Raw genomic sequence first — 17,599 nt, forward strand, 5'->3', positions numbered from 1 at the left:
TGAAGGATACCCAGTATCCTGACTTTTGGCAACTATTATTTATGAAACACCCTCTATTAATTAGAAGATAGATCGCTTTTTTGAAAGGAGGCACATTCTTGGACGAGTATCTATTTGCTTCACCGAAATTCCAAAAAATCACAATTTCCCTACTCATCGTTACACTTTTTCACCTCATTGCCATCGGTGTCCGCGCTGAATCGCAGGAGCACCAGATTAAAGCCTATCGCACTTATGAAAGTGTTGAGATTGACGGCGATTTAACGGAAGAGGACTGGAAACACGCGGAGCCCATTAACCAATTTGTGCAAATTGAACCGTATGAAGGTGAAATCGGTTCCGAATCAATGGAGGTTCGGGTTCTCTATGACAACGAGAATATCTATTTCGGTTTTACCTGCTTCGATTCAGATATATCAAAACTTGTCGCGAATGAGATGCGCCGCGATTCTCGTGACCTACACGAGAATGATAATGTGTTCCTGCTACTTGATACCTATAACGATCGACGCAGCGGTTTCTTCTTTCGGATGAACGCCCTTGGCGCGATACAGGACAGAGCCGTAACCAACAGCGGCGATACGTTTAATTCCGATTGGGACGCTGTGGTGAACTGCAAGTCGAAAATTAACGATACCAATTGGACCGCCGAACTTAGTATTCCATTTAGTCAACTCCGTTTCAAAAAGAGCGATTCGATGGCATGGGGCATGAACACCGGTCGCGGATTGGCGCGAAATCAAGAAGAGATGCTATGGGTCCCTGTTTCGGCATCCTATGGTGGCAGGGCGAAGTACCGAACCGCCAGCTTGGGAAATGTTGTTGGGCTCTCAGGTATCACTCCGTCTCGGAACTTAGAGGTACTGCCATATATTCTCCCGGGCGTGACCCAAATTAATGAGAATGACACAGGACTTGAAACCCATGGAAAATTCAAAATAGGCGTTGATGCTAAATACGGCATTACGTCAAATCTGACAGCGGACATCACCTATAACACGGACTTCGCGCAGGTCGAAGCCGATGAAGAACAAGTGAACCTCACCCGATTTAGCCTCTTTTTTCCTGAAAAGCGACCGTTCTTTTTGGAGGGTGCCGGACTTTTCGACTTTGGGATACCACGGACCAGTTTCCGCCGCCCCCCACCTATGCTCCTTTTCTATAGCCGACGGATCGGACTTGCAGAAGGCAATGCAATTCCAATTATCTTTGGTGGAAAAACAAGTGGTAAGGTCGGTTCTTACGGTGTCGGATTTCTCAACGTTCTAACAGATGAGTTCCATGACGATACGGAAGATGACCCAATTGACATTCCGCGCACCAATTATTCTGTGATACGAATTACAAAAGATATCGCTTCCGGTTCGCGCATTGGCATGATTGCTGTCAATAAGGATGAAATTGGCGATTACAATCGTGCAGGTGGTTTTGACTTTGAGTACCGTCCGAGTGACAATCTGGATATACGCGGGCTGTGGTCACGAACGTTTGAACCAGATGCGTCTGGAGAAAATAATGCATGGTATATCGGTTCCAACTGGCGGAGTAGGTATTTCCGCATAGAAGGTTCGTATACCGATATTGATGAAGATTTCAACCCCGCCGTTGGATATGTGCGACGTCCCGGCATTCGGCAATTCCGCGGTGAAATGCGCTGGGTCCCTATGCCCCAAAAATTCGGAATTCGACAAATCTGGACCGGTCCAGAGATGAATTATATCCTCAATCACGACAACGAATTAGAAGAATGGGACGTTTCCTATACCAACTGGTTTGAATTGAGCTCGGGAGACTCCATCTTTTTTAACGCCGGACGCAGCTTTGAGCGTCTGGCTGAGATTTTCGATTTTCGGGAGGGTATAGAGATCCCAATAGGTGACTACCAATCTAACTCATTTGGTTTCCGTGCCTCCAGCAGTGATAGTCGTCCGATCAGTACAACTGTCGGTGGCGGCATTGAGGATTTCTATAACGGCACAGTTCGGAGAGCATACCTACAAACCACGCTTAAACCGAATGGACATATCAGTGTGAGCGCACAATACCAATTTAATCAGATAGTTAATCTCCCAACAGCGTATTTTACCGATGCGGAGCCTCGTCCTATTTACGTCAACCTTTTTAGAGGTAGGTTTGACTATTCTTTCACTACAGGTCTTTTTGCAAAACTGTTTGCACAATGGAACGCCGATACGAACGTCGTGTCTACTAACTTCCTTATTAACTATATCTATCGCCCAGGAAGCGATTTCTATTTCGTTTTCAATCAGACGTATGATACGAACGGGACCACGAAATCTCGGTTGTTAGATTCAACTGTGGTTGCGAAGATGACCTATTGGTGGAATCCGTAACGCAACAAGAGACATCTTGCAGAGGTGTCGATGCGAAAAAATTGACACAAAAATCAGAATATGTTATAATTAGGATATATTTACGCTAAAATGGATAGATTTTTCTTTATTTCGTGAGTCCTATTAAACGCTTTGGTAGTACCTGACGTTAAAAATAAGTACTTACGAATAGTATCTTAAGGTATTTTTTAGCAACGCCGGTTTTGGTTAGGCATACAAAACAGGATTCAAAGACCAAAACGACCTCTTCTATTGATAGGAGGAAAAACGAATGAATAGCAGAACTTCCGGCATGCTCGGTCAAATGCGGAAACGCCGGGCGGAGCGTAAAAAACCGAAGCGTTTTGTCGCGTTGAAACAGGTCTCGCTTGATACCAGCCAGCAGCGAAGCATTTCTACGGCGCAGGCAAACATGCCGAAGCATACTATCACACAAAAGCACGTTGGACGGAGTTCCGCCGCGTTTACAGTCGCAATGGTATTTCATATCCTCATAGCGATTATCATTAGTGTCTTTTATATTAAAGATCGGATTGAAAATGAACGGGAGACGTTTGATATCAGTATCGTCACAGAAGATGTCAAGACGAAGCGTCGGTTCATACGTCGGGAAACCCCGAAGTTCAACCAGGCACAACAGGCGCAGCAGCAACTTGTTTTCCGTCCGCGCGTAAGGACTGACACCAACCAATTACCATCGGATCAAGGGTTTGTCATCCCAGATATAGAAGCAACTGATGATCTCTCAACGCCCGGTCCTGATGAAGGACTGAAAGCGATAGATGTCGACCGGAGCTTTGTAAAGCCAACACCGACGATTGAGACTGAAAACAAAGCACCCGTCCTTGAACGACAGCGTGAGGCACCCAACGTTCTTGATAAACTTGATACGCCTCTACCCGATGAAGCACTTGGAGCGGCTAACATTGACATTACCCCCGAGTCACGGACTGTTTCGCCTACGTACAAAATTAAAGTGAAACCGACGTATCCAGAGAGTGCTAAGAAGGCGGAGAAAGAAGGCGTGGTTCTTTTGGAAGCAACCATCGATGAAAAAGGTATTGCAAAAGACATTAAGGCATTGACAAACCTTGGATTTGGGCTTGAGGATGCAGCGATTGATGCGTTGAAAAAGGCTACTTTTCGTCCGGCGACGAAAAACGGGAAACCTATCACACTTGAGAAAGTTCAAATCCCTTACGAGTTTAAACTTAAAGATGGCTAAGCATATCGCTTGTTCCCCTTTTTTCAGGAGGAAAACGAGTGAGCAACAGAACTTCCGGTATACTCAGTCAAATGCAAGAGCGGCGCGCGGAGCGTAAGAAACCGAAGCGTTTTGTCGCGTTGAAACAGGTCTCGCTTGATACCAGCCAGCAGCGAAGCATTTCTACGGCGCAGGCAAACATGCCGAAGCATACTATCACACAAAAGCACGTTGGACGGAGTTCCGCCGCGTTTACAGTCGCAATGGTATTTCATATCCTCATAGCGATTATCATTAGTGTCTTTTATATTAAAGATCGGATTGAAAATGAACGGGAGACGTTTGATATCAGTATCGTCACAGAAGATGTCAAGACGAAGCGTCGGTTCATACGTCGGGAAACCCCGAAGTTCAACCAAGCACAACAGACAGCGCGGAAACCTGTTTTCCAGCGACCCGTAACGACTGACACCAACCAACCGCTATCAAATAAGGGTTTTGTGGTCCCAGGTATAGAAGCAACTGATGATCTTTCAACGCCCGGTCCTGACGAAGGACCAGCAATTATAGATGTTGACCGGAATTTTGTGAAGCCAACAACGACGATTGAGCCTGAAAACAAAGCACCCGTTCTTGAACTAAAACGCGAGGCACCATCACTGATTAACAAACTTGATGGTCCTGCACTTGATGAAGGACCCGGGTTAGATAGTGTCAATTTCGAGTCTGAGCCCGGAGTCGTGCCTCCGAAGAAGAAGTTTCAAGTGGAACCCGATTATCCGGAGAGTGCCAAGAAGGCAGAGAAGGAAGGCGAGGTTATTTTACAGGCGACCGTTGATGAGAAAGGGAACCCGAAAGATATTAAAGCACTGACGAATCTTGGGTTTGGACTTGAGGCGGCGGCGATTGCAGCGTTGAAAAAATCCACTTTTCATCCGGCAACGAAGGGTGGTCAACCTATCAGCAAGTTAGTTCAAATAGGCTATAAGTTTACGCTTAAAGACAACTAACGGTATTCGTTTGTTTTGATATAGGTGATAAAAAAAGAAAAGCGGTGAGTATCCGGCGTTCACCCGATTTTTAGCAAGCCTTTTGCTGCGAAGTTACGGACTAAGTTTACAACCGAGTAGCGTGCTGTGTCAGCTATTTGCGTTTGTTCAAACGTCAATCGGGCAGCTTCCGCCTCAACGGCTTCTACCTGTGATGCTGACATATTTTCAAAGAATCGGTCGTGTATGGCGGTCGGTGCGTTGTGTAGTGCAAGGGCTAAGGTCGGTTTGTCGAGCACTTGTAAAATAGTTTTAATTGCTTCATCTTCCAAATTTCCCAGATCCTCAAATGTAAACAGCTGCTCGGAAACAATATCCACCACTTCCGGTTGTTTCTCTCCTAACGCTTCCAACAACTCATTCTGTGCTGTTACGTCCATATATGACAACAACTTTGCGAGGTTCGCTGTGCCTTCACCCAAGAAGGTGGTTTTTTGGATTGCTTCCTTAATCTTGGTAATCTGTTCGTTCCAGACCTGCATCGCGAATTCAGAATCAACAGTTTCCGTTGTTGTCACTTTCTCAGCGATGCTTATCTGTTTATTAACGGGTAACTGCGCGAAAAGTCTTCCAGCGTGTGCGGCGAGTGCCTTTCCCGTAGGTTCACTATTGAAGTGCGAACACATTACGAGAAACACCGCTGCATCGCTATCGTCCACGTTTTGGAACGCCGCTAAAGTGACTTGTGGATGTGTTTCGTCGAGCAAAGCCGTCAGTTCCTGCAGCGCAGCCTCATCTAAGAAGGTTGGTGTGGTTTGAGCGTCTGTATTAGGATAGGACACCCTGTACCCCCTTTTCTCCCGCGACCACTTCACCGATGAGGTAAGTGGATTCATCGGATGCTTTCAGCGACTTCAGAGCGGCATCAACACCATCTGGTGCAACGACGACCACCATTCCGATTCCCATGTTGAAAACCTTGTACATTTCAGATGCTTCAACGTCTCCCTTCGCCTGTAGAAACGGAAAAATAGACGGAATCTCCCATGTTCCGTTCTGAATGTGTGCCACACACCCATCTGGTAGGATCCGCACCACATTCGCAGGCAATCCGCCGCCGGTGATATGGGCGATGCCTTTAATATCACACACGTTGCGAAAAGACAGGATGGATTTCACGTAGCTTTTGTGAGTCGAAAGCAGTGCGTCTCCCACCGTTGCGGAGAGTTCAGGGAGGTAAGTATCTACGCTGTAATTGCACCTGTCAAACAGAATCCGCCGCGCTAACGTAAAGCCATTCGTATGTAGACCCACGGAGGCTAAGCCGATGAGTTGGTCCCCGGGGGCAATTCTTTCTCCAGTAATCACGTCGGATTTCTCAACCGCACCGACGATAGTGCCTACCAAGTCGTACTCACCCGGTGCATAAAGATCCGATAACTCCGCGATTTCACCGCCAATTAAGGCACAACCGATCTCTCGGCACCCTGATGACAAACCTGTTACGATTTCTTCAATCACTGTAGGTACGACTTTGTTGATGCCGATATAATCCAAAAAGAAGAGCGGTTCTGCCCCCTGTACAACAATATCGTTACCACAGTGTGCAACAATGTCAAAGCCGACGGTGTCGTGCCGTCCCGCTTTAAACGCAACCTTTAATTTTGTACCTACACTGTCTGTACTGGAAACAAGCACAGGTTCTTGATACTTTTGGAGTGCAAAAAGCCCGCCGAAAGTACCGACATCGCTAAGAACTTCGGGGCGATAAGTGGTTTGAACCAGCTTTTTTAGTCGCGCTATCGCTTCAGTTTCTGCTTCAAATGAAACGCCAGCATCGGCATACGTCAGCGGATTTTTATCTGCCATCTGATTTTTCCTGTTCCTTCAACAATTGTTTGCGCAGAGGTGAGACACTTTTTCTCGGTCTTAAGAGACTAATGACTAACACGATGCCACTGATACCTAACGCAATGAGTACGCCGATCTCTTCCGCTTCATCCGCCTTCATGTTCGGCCGCAACTTCTCAATGAGAAGTGGGAGGATTCTACTCAGCACCATACCGAGGATAGCACAACCAAGCAAAGAGATAAGCGTGTGTCGACCTTGTGCTGTGCCTATCGGACTCGGTTTTTTCCGTCCGCCCCTGTTTCTTTCTGTACGCCGCATAAGAATTTCCTTGCAGATGTGATTTTAATAGCCCATATTGAAAGGTTTCTCTAATCAATTAAAGGGAGTTGCTCTGAAGATTCTTCCAAAAACGGAATCGGATATTTTCCATCAAAGCAGGTGGTACAAAAGTCCTGAGGTGTTTCCACTGATTTGAGCATACCATCAATACTCAAATAACCGAGACTGTCGGCGCGGATATACTTGCGAATTTCGTCAATTGTGTGTGAACTCGCGATTAACTCCCTACGGGTTGGTGTGTCTACGCCATAGAAGCATGAGAATTTGTTCGGAGGGGATGCAATGCGGAGATGGACGGCTGTCGCGCCGCCTTGCCGAATGATCTTGATGAGCTTCCGACTATTTGTTCCTCGCATAATCGAGTCGTCTACAAGGATGACCCGTTTACCGCGTAGCACATCGCGCACAGGGTTCAACTTCACCTTAACCATGAGTTCTCGAATATCCTGTGTGGGATTCATGAACGAGCGACCGACAAAAGCATTCCGAGATAGTCCCAAATCAAACGGAATGCCAGATTCTTCAGCGTATCCGAGGGCAGCAATCGTCGCGGAATCGGGAACTGGGATAACGACATCAGCTTTGACGGGGTGTTCACGAGCGAGTTGTCTGCCGAACTCGCGGCGCGTGTTATTCACGCTCTGTCCGAACATCCTGCCATCTGACCGCGCGAGGTAGATATATTCAAAGATGCACTGTGATAATTTCGCTTGTTTTTGATGGAACCGATAGGACTCTATACCGCGATGGGTAGAGCGTGTGAATATCAATTCTCCAGGTTCTACCTCACGTATCGGCTCGGCTTCAACCACATCAAGGGCACACGTCTCCGAGGCTAACACATAAGCATCACCGAGTTTGCCAAGCCAGAGCGGACGAAATCCATGTGCGTCGCGAGCCCCCATCAGTGTAGTGTTATCCATGCATACGAACGAATACGCGCCTTGAACACTCCGAAGCGCGTCGGTAATTCTATGTTCCAAAGCCTGCTTCCGCGAATGTGCTATCAAATGAAAAATCACCTCGGTGTCCAAACTTGTACTGAAGATGGAACCGGCGTTCTCCAGATGATTCCGAACTTGCGTCGCGTTGACGAGATTGCCGTTGTGCCCAAGCGCGAGGGGACCTTGTTTGTAATTCCGGACTAAAGGCTGGGCGTTTTCAAGCGTACTTTCCCCTGCTGTTGAGTATCGGTTGTGTCCGATAGCGATATGCCCTTTCAGTTTCGCTAAGGCATCAGGGGTGAAGACAGAGTGAACAAGACCCATGCCGTGGTGATATGTAAACTTCTCACCATCCGATGCGACAATACCGCTGCTTTCCTGCCCTCGATGCTGAAGGGCGCGCAACCCTAAATAGGTCAATTCTACTGCTTTTGGGTGGCCGAAAATGCCGAATACACCACATTCGTCCTTCGGTTTATCATCATATTGCATTTTGACGGGTAAAACCTCCAGCGTGCACTCTTAGATTTTCGTAACTCTTCATCAAAAAAGCCTTTCCTTGATCTATGTTCCTTCTGCACTCACTTCACTGTTTTTTACGACTGTTAACCTGTATCCTAAGATGGCACCGATAGGTACAGCGAGGATATACCAGACCTCGACTGGTAAGCCAAGGGACACCCACCCGCGCATGGGCAGTGACACAACGTACGCGAGCGTCTTAAGTACGGGCAAAAGCAACGCTAAAACCAGATTCGGCCTTCCAAATATTTCCCATGGGACGTTGAGAAGGGCGAGTAAGCCAACGACAGCTGGCGGGCCTAAAAACGCCCCTGAGCAGAGCGGTTTTAAGGGAATATTGACACCGAATCTCTGGCTCACGAAGCGAATACCCGCGCTCGCGCCTACAATCACAACCCCGTACGTGATGCCCAGTGAGAGAAGAAGAAGTAAACCTACCCAGAAGCCGTGACGGACTTTGTTGCCGAGGAGTACTTGCCAAATAAAATCGTCAAATATCAGCAAGCACACCCAACCACCTACCAACCCGACGAGACTTCCCGCAACAATTTGACCAAGGGTTAATGCGATACCTTTTTTTTTCATACATTCCCGTCTTTCTTTTCAATTTTAATTCTATTGTATCATGACGCAGCATTAATTGTCAAAACAATCTTTTCCACGGAATTGGTTTGACACAATTCTAACTTTGAATTAAACTATCTCCACAAAATGCAGTTCCTAAGTTCAATCTCTCACTGTAAGCGGCGGATTCAGTGCCGTTTTCAAAGGAGGTTCTCATGTCAAAAATTCTCGTACTATCCGGCGAAAACCACCGTTTTGATGCGAGTGCCAGCGTCATTCACGATTTTCTCTCCGATGATGCTGATATTTCAGCGGCGTTAACTGACGATAAAGGAATCTTAGCATCGTCGGAGCTAAATGACTATGATGCCTGTGTCTTTGGCACCGGTTTCACACGGACAGAACGCCGAGATGATGGATCCGTCGCACGTGTCTCCGATTTAGCACCTGCTGAAGAGGACGGCTTGTTTCAATTCGTCAGCGATGGCAAAGGATTGGTCGGTATTCACGGCACTGCGTGGTGGATCGGCGGTCAGGCGATGGAACTTATCGGCGGTGCTGCCAATTGGCATCCACCCGGTTCAACTTTTACCGTCCATATAGAAGACAACGACCATCCAACAACCGAAGGCGTTGAAGATTTTGATGTAGAAGATGAGATCTATATTTCTGCACACGATCCGCACATTCATGTCTTGGCATCTGCTGAGTGGTTCGGCAAGGCGCATCCGATGGCATGGGTAAAACCTTACGGTTCGGGACGTGTCTTTTACACCACTTTGGGACACGGACCGGGGACCTTCGAGCGCGCCGGCATGCAGAAATTCCTCACCCAAGGGGTGAAATGGGCAGCGGCATCCTAATTTTGTTTCGTGAGTTTTGGAAACCTGTAAGCTACGCCAAAAGCACTGGACGGCGAGGCACTTGTGTCTCGCCGATCCACTATCTTAAACCCAAATGCGCACACTAAAAATCACAGATATAGAAACCGAAGTTGTTCAAGTAAATCACCGAGGCAATTGGCTTTTCGTCAAGGTCCACGCTGACGACGGGACGGTTGGCATCGGTGAGGCTTCCCACGGTAGGAACGACGCACGCGTTGAAGACCTCATTAAGACGCTCATGTCCACTTTTGTCGGATCCAATCCGTTTCAACTGGAGGCATTCCGCGAGCATCTCTATCACGATACTGAAAGCCATTCCTATCATACTGCGCTTAGCGGAATTGAACAAGCGATGTGGGATTTGGCAGGAAAGGCGTTAGATGTGCCCAGCTATTATCTGTTGGGTGGTAAGTGTCGAGATAAGATTCGTCTCTATGCGAATATTAACCGCGCCACCGTCGATCGCAGTCCGTACGGGTTTGCCCACAATGCTAAGCGTGCTGTTGCTGAGGGGTTTACCGCCATAAAGTGCGCACCCTTTGATGATGTTTCTGTCGCGAATATCTCACGAGGAACACTCACTCCCGCTATCTGCTTAGGTATTGATCGCATCCGCACGATTCGTTCCGCAATTGGTGCGGATATTGATCTGATGGTGGATTGCCATAGCCGTTTTAACCCCGGTATTCTCATTCAAGTCGCAAAAGAATTGGAAGACTTACACCTCTTCTGGATTGAAGATGCAGTGCCCCTGGATAACCTTGACGCTTTCGACCATATAAGTCGTTCCATTGGTATCCCGATTGCGACCGGTGAACGTTTACGGACCCTCACGGATTTTGATAAATTGCTGACACAAGCACACGTAGATTATATTTTGCCGGATGTCAAACATGTTGGTGGAATTTCAGGGCTGAAAAAAATTGCTACCCTTGCCGCTGCACGGAACGTTATGGTAACGCCTCACAATCCGAGCGGTCCCGTTGCGACCGCTGCCAGTGTCCAATGCATGGCGAGTGTGCCGAATTTCGCAATCCTTGAATACGCTTGGGGCGAGGTAGACTGGCGCGCGTCTCTGATTAAACCGCCAGAGAAAATCGTTGACGGATTTATTGAAGTGCCTACCCGGACTGGATTAGGCATTACACTTTAACACATATCAGGAGCTATAAAAAATGCTACTTTGTAATACTGACGGGTGCACTGCAACATGGGCTTGCACACTGCGCTCTATAAGACCCAAATTTATTTCCCTCTGCTTTTTCCTACTTATTGTTACGCTTGCTGGCTGCCTCGGAAGTCAACAGACAACGCAACCCGAAACTAATGAGACAGCCCCTACTACAGAAACGGAAGCACCTGGTGCGCTTGCCGAACTCCAGCTTTCAATACCTAAAACGAATTACACTACGGAAGAAGCCATCCCCCTTAATCTCAATATTCAGAATGCGAAGTTTGATCTTCTTGTTTCTTTTTTCAGTGTCGCGACAAGGGGAGCGTTTACGCAAATAACTGTGAAGGACACAAACGGACAGATTGTTAAACCGAAGCGTATGCTCACACAGGAAAACCCGCAAAAATATGTGCAGCGTGACGGGAAATCGGTACGCTGTATTCAAGGCTTTGAATTCAAAGCCGACGCGACTCAGGAATTGACGTTGAAAGATATTCAAAAATACTATAAATTGCAGCCCGGCACTTACGCTGTAACGCTTGCGATTGAGTTAGAGGTTTACCGGGAATCTATAATAGAGGCGCATCCAGAGGTGCTTGAGTTGAAACGTGATCTGGCGCGGTTGCAGAATGATCCGAATTTGCAAGCCGCTGCAAAGCAGGACGCGGTAAAATACTACCAAGAACAGATTAAGTTCATTGAGGAAAGACACAAGGACGCGGTGAAGGATATTTACTTACCTGTCAAATCACTTCGTGGGAAGGCACCGCTTGTATCTAATGAGGTTACACTGACAATAGAATAGGGTTTTTATGAAAACATTTAAAAGTCTTACGCTGCTTTATCTATTTCTGATTTTTAGTATGGTAGGGTGCATCGCAGGTTTGCAAACTCAATCGATGCCAACGGATGGGACAACAGCCACTTCAGGGGTAATCTTTTCTCTTTCAACACCTAAAGAGGTTTATGTATCTAAGGATACTATTCCGCTTGAACTCAGTATTCAGAACGGAAAATTTGACCTTCTCGTGCCTTCCCTCAACATTGCAACGCCAAATGTGTTTGCGCAGTTAAGGATTACAGATACCGACGGCAATATTGTCGAACCTAAACATCCAATCTCTGTTCCGAGTTCTGCAGAAGTCTTTATTAAAAAGGATGGGAGATCTGTTCAGTGTATCCAAGGATTGGAATTGAAAGCCGTGACAACGCAGGTTGTCTCTTTAGAAGATTTACAGAAATATTACCGGTTGGAGAAAGGGAACTACACAATCAGGCTCACAATAGCGTTACCAGTTTACCGAGATTTTTTGAAAAAGAAACACCCAGAAGTTATAGAATTAGAAGCAGAGATTAAACGGATTGAGGATGTGACCGATGCACATGTATCCGCCGCGGATAAGCGTTCCGCAGTTAACGATCTCCAGCAACAAATTGACCGCCTTGAACAGAAATACAACGATATCTATCTACCTGTCAAATCACTGCTTGGCAAGGCAACGCTCACTTCCAATAGCATCACTCTAACGATAGAATAACAAAAATCCGAGAAATACTTCAATACCATCTATTCAATCACACATCCTTTGGAGGGACTATCCATGAAAATTATGAGACTTTCCGTTCTATTCAGTACCGGTTTGGTATTGATTTTCTCAAATCTTCTTAACATTTGGGCAGAAACTCCGACGAGCGCCAAAATTGTGTTTACCACTACCCGTGATGGCAATGCTGAGATCTATGTGATGAATACTGACGGAAGTGAACAGGTGAGATTAACCAACCATCCCGGAGACGATTTCGATCCCACCTGGTCTCCGACCGGAGAGCACATCGCTTTTGTCTCAGAGCGGGACCATAAAGGGCTTTATGATATCTATCTCATGGATGCTGATGGACAAAATATCCGCCGGGCGTTTGACGAGTTGGACTATAGGACCGCACCTTCTTGGTCGCCCGATGGGAAAAAGATTGCTTACCATACGTACTCATCTGTACCGGATTGGGCAGTATACTTCAACACAATAGATGGAGGCACAGCAGAGCGGGTTACCGAAGTAGGAATATACCCGAGTGGTTTTCCTGCTTGGTCACCCGATGGGACTGAGATCGCCTTCGGCAGCGTTAAACCAAGAGGAGCACCGAAACTTGGTGTACTGATAGAATGGCACATTTGGACCGTCAACCTACAAACCCGTAAGAAAGAGATGCTTCCTCTCAAGATTGAGGGCGGTGACCCGCGCTATCCTGCTTGGTCTCCTGACGGAAGGAAACTTGCCTTCTCTTGGTGGAGTCGAGGCGGGAAAAAGGCAGGTGTCTATACTGTCAGGCGGAAAGAGAAATCGCCTAAGGAGATAGTTAAAAATGCGTCCGGAATGCTGGCATGGTCACCTGATGGCAAAGAGCTGCTTTACAAAAAAACAATTGGGGGTCAGAAACAGTTGTTCAAAATAGACTTAGCCACTCGCCTCAAGACCCCACTCGCGCTCTTGGGTCCAAGCACACGTCGTGGCCGAAATACTGGGTGGGACTGGTTTGATCCTAAAGTTTTACCTGTTTCCCCAAAACCGCAGCTGCTCACCACAGTTTGGGGTGAAATGAAGATTCAAGACTAAATCTTAGTTTCAAGAGAGTTTGTTATGAAACGTCTATATTGCTGCTTTTTGTGTTGGGCTGCTTTTACGCTGTTATGTCTCAGCGTTTGTTCTGTTTCAGCAGAAGCACCGAAGCGCGCGAAGATTCTGTTCACCTCTATCCGTGATGGCAATGCTGAAATCTATATAATGAACGCTGACGGAAGTGAACAGGTGAGGTTAACCAACCACCCTGGAGACGATTTCGACCCTACATGGTCACCAACTGGAGAACAGATCGCCTTTGTTTCAGAACGAGATCACGAAGGGCTTCCTGACATCTATCTCATGGATCCTGATGGACAAAATGTCCGCCGAGCGTTTGACGACTTGGAGTACAGAACCGCGCCTACTTGGTCCCCCGATGGGAAAAAAATCGCTTACAATACGTACTCGCCCGTCCCGGATTGGGCAGTGTATATCAATACACTCAATGGCGGGAAGACGGAACGCCTTGCCAAATCAGCAGAGTTCTTTGGAGGTTTTCCTTCTTGGTCGCCTGACGGAACCAAGGTCGCTTTTGTCAGCGGTAGTTTCGGAAAATGGCGTATTCAAATTATCAATCTAATAACGCGTAAAAAAGAGATACTGGTTCCGAGAATTCCAGGCGGTGACATGCTTTACCCTGCCTGGTCACCTGATGGGAAAAAACTCGCATTTGTCATGGGGAAACACCATTGGGAATTGAGTATCTACATTTCTGATCGCGATAGCAGGAAAGTTGACAAGATAGTTGAAAATGCATACATAGCACCGGCGTGGTCGCCTGATGGGAAAGCACTTCTTTATCGAAAAATAGTTGGGGACCAAACACTGTTATTGAAAATAGACTTAGAGTCTCGCACCGAGACACCGCTCGCTCGTTTAGGCAGAACTGGAATCCAGAATATAGGTTGGGACTGGTTTGATCCCGAATTTCCACCCATTTCTCCTGAACCGCAATTGCTCACCACTCTCTGGGGTAAAATGAAAATCCAAGACTAAATTTTTGTTTCGAGGGAGTTTGTTATGAAACGACTGCATTTCTACCTTTTGTGTTGGACTGCCTTTACGCTGTTGTGCCTCAGGATTTGTCCCGTTTCGGCACAGATCCCGACACGCCCCAAGATAGTATTCAACTCTAACCGAGACGGTAATGCTGAAATTTATATGATGGGTACTGATGGAAAACAGCAGGTTAGATTAACCAAGCACCCCGATGCTGATTTTCAACCCGTATGGTCGCCGGCAGGTGATCAGATTCTTTTTGTATCCAAGCGGGATGGAGTGCCAGACTTATACTTAATGGATGCTAATGGTGAAAACGTAAGAAAGATATTTAAAAGGGGTTCTTTTAGGCAACAACCGGCCTGGTCACCCGACGGCAAACAGATCGCTTATTTAGGAAACAAGGGAGAGGACTGGTCAATCTATATTGCGACGCTGGATGGAAAAGAGGAATGGCTATCATGGTGTGGCAGAACAGGCGGATTTCCAGCGTGGTCCCCCGACGGCACGGAAATAGTCTTTGCTGCCGCCCGTGCGATGGGAAACTTCCCCTCGCCGCTCGTCATTTACGACCTACCCACCGGAAAGCAGGAGCAGTTCCATCCGCAGCAGCAATTACGGATGTTCTATCCTTCTTGGGCACGGGATGGGATCCTCGCGTTTTCAAATGTCGAGAGATTGGGAGCCCGCGGTCCAGTTAGGGGAACGCTCTACGCTGTCAATCGCGATGGTGGTGTCATGGACGAACTTGTTCCTAAGAAAGAACCGATAGCTGAACACGCTACCTGGGCTCCACCGAGAAATGAACTTGCTTATCATAGACAGGTTATTGAAAACCGACAAATCTTTAAAATTGACTTGGCAAGTCGCGCAAGCGAGCAACTCACACGCCGTGGCATAAATGTTTACCCTGATTGGTTTGATCCAGCGTTTGCTTTGCTAGTATCCCCTAAACCACAGTTGCTCACCACGGTGTGGGGTAAAGTGAAAATCCAAAATTAAACCCTAATTTTCGACAGAGTCTATTATGAAATGTTCACACTTCCACCTTTTGTGCTGCTTAAGTTTCACTTTGTTTTGCTTCAGCGTTTGTCATATTTCAGCAGAAGTACCAACACGTCCTAAGATAGTGTTTAATTCTACCCGCGATGGCAATACTGAAATCTACATGATGGATACTGATGGAAAACAGCAAGTTCGATTAACCCATCATCCTGATGCTGATTTTCAACCCATGTGGTCGCCGACAGGCGAGCAGATTCTTTTCGTATCCAATCGGGATGGAGTGGACGATTTATACCTGATGGATGCCAATGGAGAAGACGTGAGGCGAGTGTTTAAGAAGATTGCTTCAAGAGAACAACCGGCTTGGTCTCCAGATGGTAAACAGATCGCTTATCTGGGAAACAAAGGCAATGACTGGGCTATCTACATCGCGACGTTAGATGGGCGAGAGGAACGCTTGGCGACGTGTAGTAGAAGCGGTGGGTTTCCTGCGTGGTCTCCTGATGGGACGGAGATCGTATTCCCTAAGGCAGGTCTAATAGAGAAACCAAATCCGCTTGTGATTATTAACCTCCATACGCGTCGTCAAGAGATACTGCAGCCCGAACCACAACTGCATATGTTCAGACCTGCTTGGTCATTAGATGGCTCAACTATTGCTTTTTCACACGTTGAGAAGTTAGGCGGCAAGGGTCCGGTTACAGGAACGATCTACACTGTCAGGAGAGACGGTGCCAATTTGCGTGAGATTATTCCTGAGCAAGAACAAATATCTGAGCATCCCGCCTGGTCCCCGTCTGGGGAGGAACTCGCCTACCATAGAAAAGTTGGTGAGAATTGGCAGGTCTTCAAGATTGATTTGGCAAGTCGTCAGAACAAACAACTCACGAGCCGCGGTATAAATGTGTATCCCAATTGGTTTGATCCAGCATTTGCTTTGCCGGTATCCCCTAAACGACAATTGCTCACCATAATTTGGGCGAAAATGAAAACCTCTAAGTCAATGGTACCCACTAACTGAAGGTAGGGGCTTGTGCTTCCTCGCGAACTGCAGTTTTCTCTGAGAGAAAATCCGTCTGACATTCGCTCCACTTTAGGCAGCCAAGCCTGCCTGTTTGATATTGATAGCAGCGTTTACGTCTCTATCATGATATGAACCACATTCGGGACATGTCCACTGCCTATCGTCAAGAGAGAGTTCTTTGTTATGGTATCCGCAATCACTACAAGGTTTTGTCGTTGCTGTCCACTGGCTGATTTGGAGAAGTGTTTTACCATGTTTCGCACACTTCTGCTCCAATATCTGCAAAAACTGATAGAAGGCATGGTCAGAGACTTTGCGACCCCAAAGCCGTTTCATACCCTCAAGGTTCAGGGTTTCAAAGTAGAGGGTATCAAACTCTGTGCAAAGTTCGGTAGCAAGTTTCCATTGCCAATCTTCTCTTTGTCGAGCAACTTTTCTGTGTTGCCTTGCCAAAGCACGACACGCACGATACCAATTGTTAGAACCTTTGACTTTACGACTCAGTGCTTTGCTTAGAGATCGCAATGTCTTCAGGGATTGTTTGAAAAATTGCGGGGATTGAATCTTATTGCCTTCGTCGCTTGTAAGGAATGTTTTGTTTCCATAATCAAACCCTGCGCTCTTACCCGTCTTGGGTTTGGGTTGGGAATCGTCAACATTCTCGCACGAAAAGCATAGCCAATAATCACCGCACCTATCACGCTTGAGTGTGATAGTTTTGATGACACCTTTGATTTCACGGTGTTTGTGGAAAGAGAACCATGTATCTATACAGTTGATTTTGATACGGTTCCCCTCAAGTGTGTATCCTGCTTGTGTGAACGTCATGGAGGTGTATTTATGTTGCGGTTTTATTTTTGGTCTGCCGACTTTACGTCTCGTCAAACCTGCTTTTCGGTCTTTGATATTCTGAAAAAATGCGTCTTGTGCTTTGCCGTAACGCAATACAACGTCTTGAACAACTTGGCTTGGGAGGTCTTTCCAATGTCGTTTAGTTCGCTTTTTGAGTTTCGCAATATGAGCATTTATCCGACAGGCAGATAGGTTTTTACCAAACATGCGATAATACTGTACTGCCACCGGAAATTTAGACCACTCTCTAAAACAAGATTGTGATACAATAA

At 46.8% G+C, this 17,599-nt stretch carries 17 protein-coding genes; 11 read left to right on the forward strand and 6 right to left on the reverse strand.

All coding sequences use genetic code 11. The annotated features are described in order from the left end of the window. The first annotated feature begins 98 nt into the window (after window positions 1–98). The 3 genes from OXH39_13785 (at window position 99) to OXH39_13795 (ending at window position 4,568) form a co-directional block, all read left to right on the forward strand. A complete protein-coding gene (locus tag OXH39_13785; protein MCY3551527.1) occupies window positions 99–2,354 on the forward strand; it encodes a DUF5916 domain-containing protein in 2,256 nt (751 codons plus the stop codon). A 271-nt stretch (window positions 2,355–2,625) separates the two neighbouring features. Beyond that, window positions 2,626–3,579 carry an energy transducer TonB gene (locus OXH39_13790; protein MCY3551528.1) on the forward strand — a complete coding sequence of 318 codons (954 nt, stop codon included), beginning with the start codon at window positions 2,626–2,628 and terminating at the stop codon, window positions 3,577–3,579. Window positions 3,580–3,617: 38 nt separating this feature from the next. Then, complete coding sequence (locus OXH39_13795; protein ID MCY3551529.1) at window positions 3,618–4,568, forward strand: energy transducer TonB; 951 nt, start codon at window positions 3,618–3,620, stop codon at window positions 4,566–4,568. Window positions 4,569–4,627: 59 nt separating this feature from the next. Here OXH39_13795 and OXH39_13800 read toward each other — a convergent pair whose 3' ends face one another. The 5 genes from OXH39_13800 to OXH39_13820 all read right to left on the reverse strand — a co-directional run bounded on the left by OXH39_13800 (window position 4,628) and on the right by OXH39_13820 (window position 8,789). Further along, window positions 4,628–5,389: a hypothetical protein gene (locus OXH39_13800; GenBank protein ID MCY3551530.1), complete on the reverse strand. Its 762-nt coding sequence runs from the start codon at window positions 5,387–5,389 to the stop codon at window positions 4,628–4,630. Further along, complete coding sequence (gene purM, locus OXH39_13805; GenBank protein MCY3551531.1) at window positions 5,376–6,416, reverse strand: phosphoribosylformylglycinamidine cyclo-ligase; 1,041 nt, start codon at window positions 6,414–6,416, stop codon at window positions 5,376–5,378. The genes OXH39_13800 and purM overlap by 14 nt, the downstream gene beginning before the upstream one ends. Next, window positions 6,406–6,717 (reverse strand): hypothetical protein, encoded by a 312-nt coding sequence (locus OXH39_13810; protein ID MCY3551532.1) that lies wholly within the window; start codon window positions 6,715–6,717, stop codon window positions 6,406–6,408. The genes purM and OXH39_13810 overlap by 11 nt, the downstream gene beginning before the upstream one ends. A 50-nt stretch (window positions 6,718–6,767) precedes the next feature. Beyond that, entirely contained in the window at window positions 6,768–8,174 is a 1,407-nt protein-coding gene (gene purF / locus OXH39_13815; GenBank protein MCY3551533.1) for an amidophosphoribosyltransferase, read from the reverse strand. A gap of 72 nt (window positions 8,175–8,246) precedes the next feature. Further along, window positions 8,247–8,789, reverse strand: a complete 543-nt coding sequence (locus OXH39_13820) for a hypothetical protein (GenBank protein ID MCY3551534.1) — start codon at window positions 8,787–8,789, stop codon at window positions 8,247–8,249. A 194-nt stretch (window positions 8,790–8,983) separates the two neighbouring features. Here OXH39_13820 and OXH39_13825 point away from each other — a divergent pair, with 194 nt between their 5' ends. The 8 genes from OXH39_13825 (at window position 8,984) to OXH39_13860 (ending at window position 16,472) form a co-directional block, all read left to right on the forward strand. Continuing rightward, complete coding sequence (locus tag OXH39_13825) at window positions 8,984–9,631, forward strand: ThuA domain-containing protein (protein ID MCY3551535.1); 648 nt, start codon at window positions 8,984–8,986, stop codon at window positions 9,629–9,631. A 94-nt stretch (window positions 9,632–9,725) separates the two neighbouring features. Then, a complete protein-coding gene (locus OXH39_13830) occupies window positions 9,726–10,805 on the forward strand; it encodes a mandelate racemase/muconate lactonizing enzyme family protein (GenBank protein ID MCY3551536.1) in 1,080 nt (359 codons plus the stop codon). A gap of 22 nt (window positions 10,806–10,827) precedes the next feature. Next, a complete protein-coding gene (locus OXH39_13835; GenBank protein ID MCY3551537.1) occupies window positions 10,828–11,631 on the forward strand; it encodes a hypothetical protein in 804 nt (267 codons plus the stop codon). 7 nt (window positions 11,632–11,638) lie between these two features. Continuing rightward, window positions 11,639–12,364 carry a hypothetical protein gene (locus OXH39_13840; protein ID MCY3551538.1) on the forward strand — a complete coding sequence of 242 codons (726 nt, stop codon included), beginning with the start codon at window positions 11,639–11,641 and terminating at the stop codon, window positions 12,362–12,364. A 63-nt stretch (window positions 12,365–12,427) separates the two neighbouring features. Next, on the forward strand, window positions 12,428–13,441 hold the full coding sequence (locus OXH39_13845; protein ID MCY3551539.1) for a hypothetical protein: 1,014 nt from the start codon (window positions 12,428–12,430) through the stop codon (window positions 13,439–13,441). A 24-nt stretch (window positions 13,442–13,465) separates the two neighbouring features. After that, the gene (locus tag OXH39_13850) at window positions 13,466–14,443 is read left to right on the forward strand and encodes a hypothetical protein (protein MCY3551540.1); all 978 of its coding nucleotides are present in this window, start codon (window positions 13,466–13,468) and stop codon (window positions 14,441–14,443) included. Window positions 14,444–14,467: 24 nt separating this feature from the next. Next, window positions 14,468–15,448 (forward strand): hypothetical protein, encoded by a 981-nt coding sequence (locus tag OXH39_13855; GenBank protein ID MCY3551541.1) that lies wholly within the window; start codon window positions 14,468–14,470, stop codon window positions 15,446–15,448. Window positions 15,449–15,575: 127 nt separating this feature from the next. After that, entirely contained in the window at window positions 15,576–16,472 is an 897-nt protein-coding gene (locus tag OXH39_13860) for a hypothetical protein (GenBank protein MCY3551542.1), read from the forward strand. Between the two features lie 72 nt (window positions 16,473–16,544). Here the strand turns inward: OXH39_13860 and OXH39_13865 are convergent. After that, a partial coding sequence (locus tag OXH39_13865; GenBank protein ID MCY3551543.1) for an RNA-guided endonuclease TnpB family protein occupies window positions 16,545–17,599 on the reverse strand: 1,055 nt, incomplete at its 5' end.

The sequence above is a fragment of the Candidatus Poribacteria bacterium genome, assembly GCA_026702755.1.
Taxonomy (GTDB): Bacteria; Poribacteria; WGA-4E; order WGA-4E; family WGA-3G; genus WGA-3G.

What these genes read in the sequence shown, in the direction of transcription:
- OXH39_13825 (MCY3551535.1), top strand. Translation starts at nt 8,984, where the DNA reads ATGTCAAAAATTCTCGTACTATCCGGCGAAAACCACCGTTTTGATGCG.
- OXH39_13810 (MCY3551532.1), bottom strand. Translation starts at nt 6,717, where the DNA reads ATGCGGCGTACAGAAAGAAACAGGGGCGGACGGAAAAAACCGAGTCCG.
- purM (MCY3551531.1), bottom strand. Translation starts at nt 6,416, where the DNA reads ATGGCAGATAAAAATCCGCTGACGTATGCCGATGCTGGCGTTTCATTT.
- OXH39_13840 (MCY3551538.1), top strand. Translation starts at nt 11,639, where the DNA reads ATGAAAACATTTAAAAGTCTTACGCTGCTTTATCTATTTCTGATTTTT.
- purF (MCY3551533.1), bottom strand. Translation starts at nt 8,174, where the DNA reads ATGCAATATGATGATAAACCGAAGGACGAATGTGGTGTATTCGGCATT.
- OXH39_13855 (MCY3551541.1), top strand. Translation starts at nt 14,468, where the DNA reads ATGAAACGACTGCATTTCTACCTTTTGTGTTGGACTGCCTTTACGCTG.
- OXH39_13790 (MCY3551528.1), top strand. Translation starts at nt 2,626, where the DNA reads ATGAATAGCAGAACTTCCGGCATGCTCGGTCAAATGCGGAAACGCCGG.
- OXH39_13850 (MCY3551540.1), top strand. Translation starts at nt 13,466, where the DNA reads ATGAAACGTCTATATTGCTGCTTTTTGTGTTGGGCTGCTTTTACGCTG.
- OXH39_13820 (MCY3551534.1), bottom strand. Translation starts at nt 8,789, where the DNA reads ATGAAAAAAAAAGGTATCGCATTAACCCTTGGTCAAATTGTTGCGGGA.
- OXH39_13835 (MCY3551537.1), top strand. Translation starts at nt 10,828, where the DNA reads ATGCTACTTTGTAATACTGACGGGTGCACTGCAACATGGGCTTGCACA.
- OXH39_13845 (MCY3551539.1), top strand. Translation starts at nt 12,428, where the DNA reads ATGAAAATTATGAGACTTTCCGTTCTATTCAGTACCGGTTTGGTATTG.
- OXH39_13830 (MCY3551536.1), top strand. Translation starts at nt 9,726, where the DNA reads ATGCGCACACTAAAAATCACAGATATAGAAACCGAAGTTGTTCAAGTA.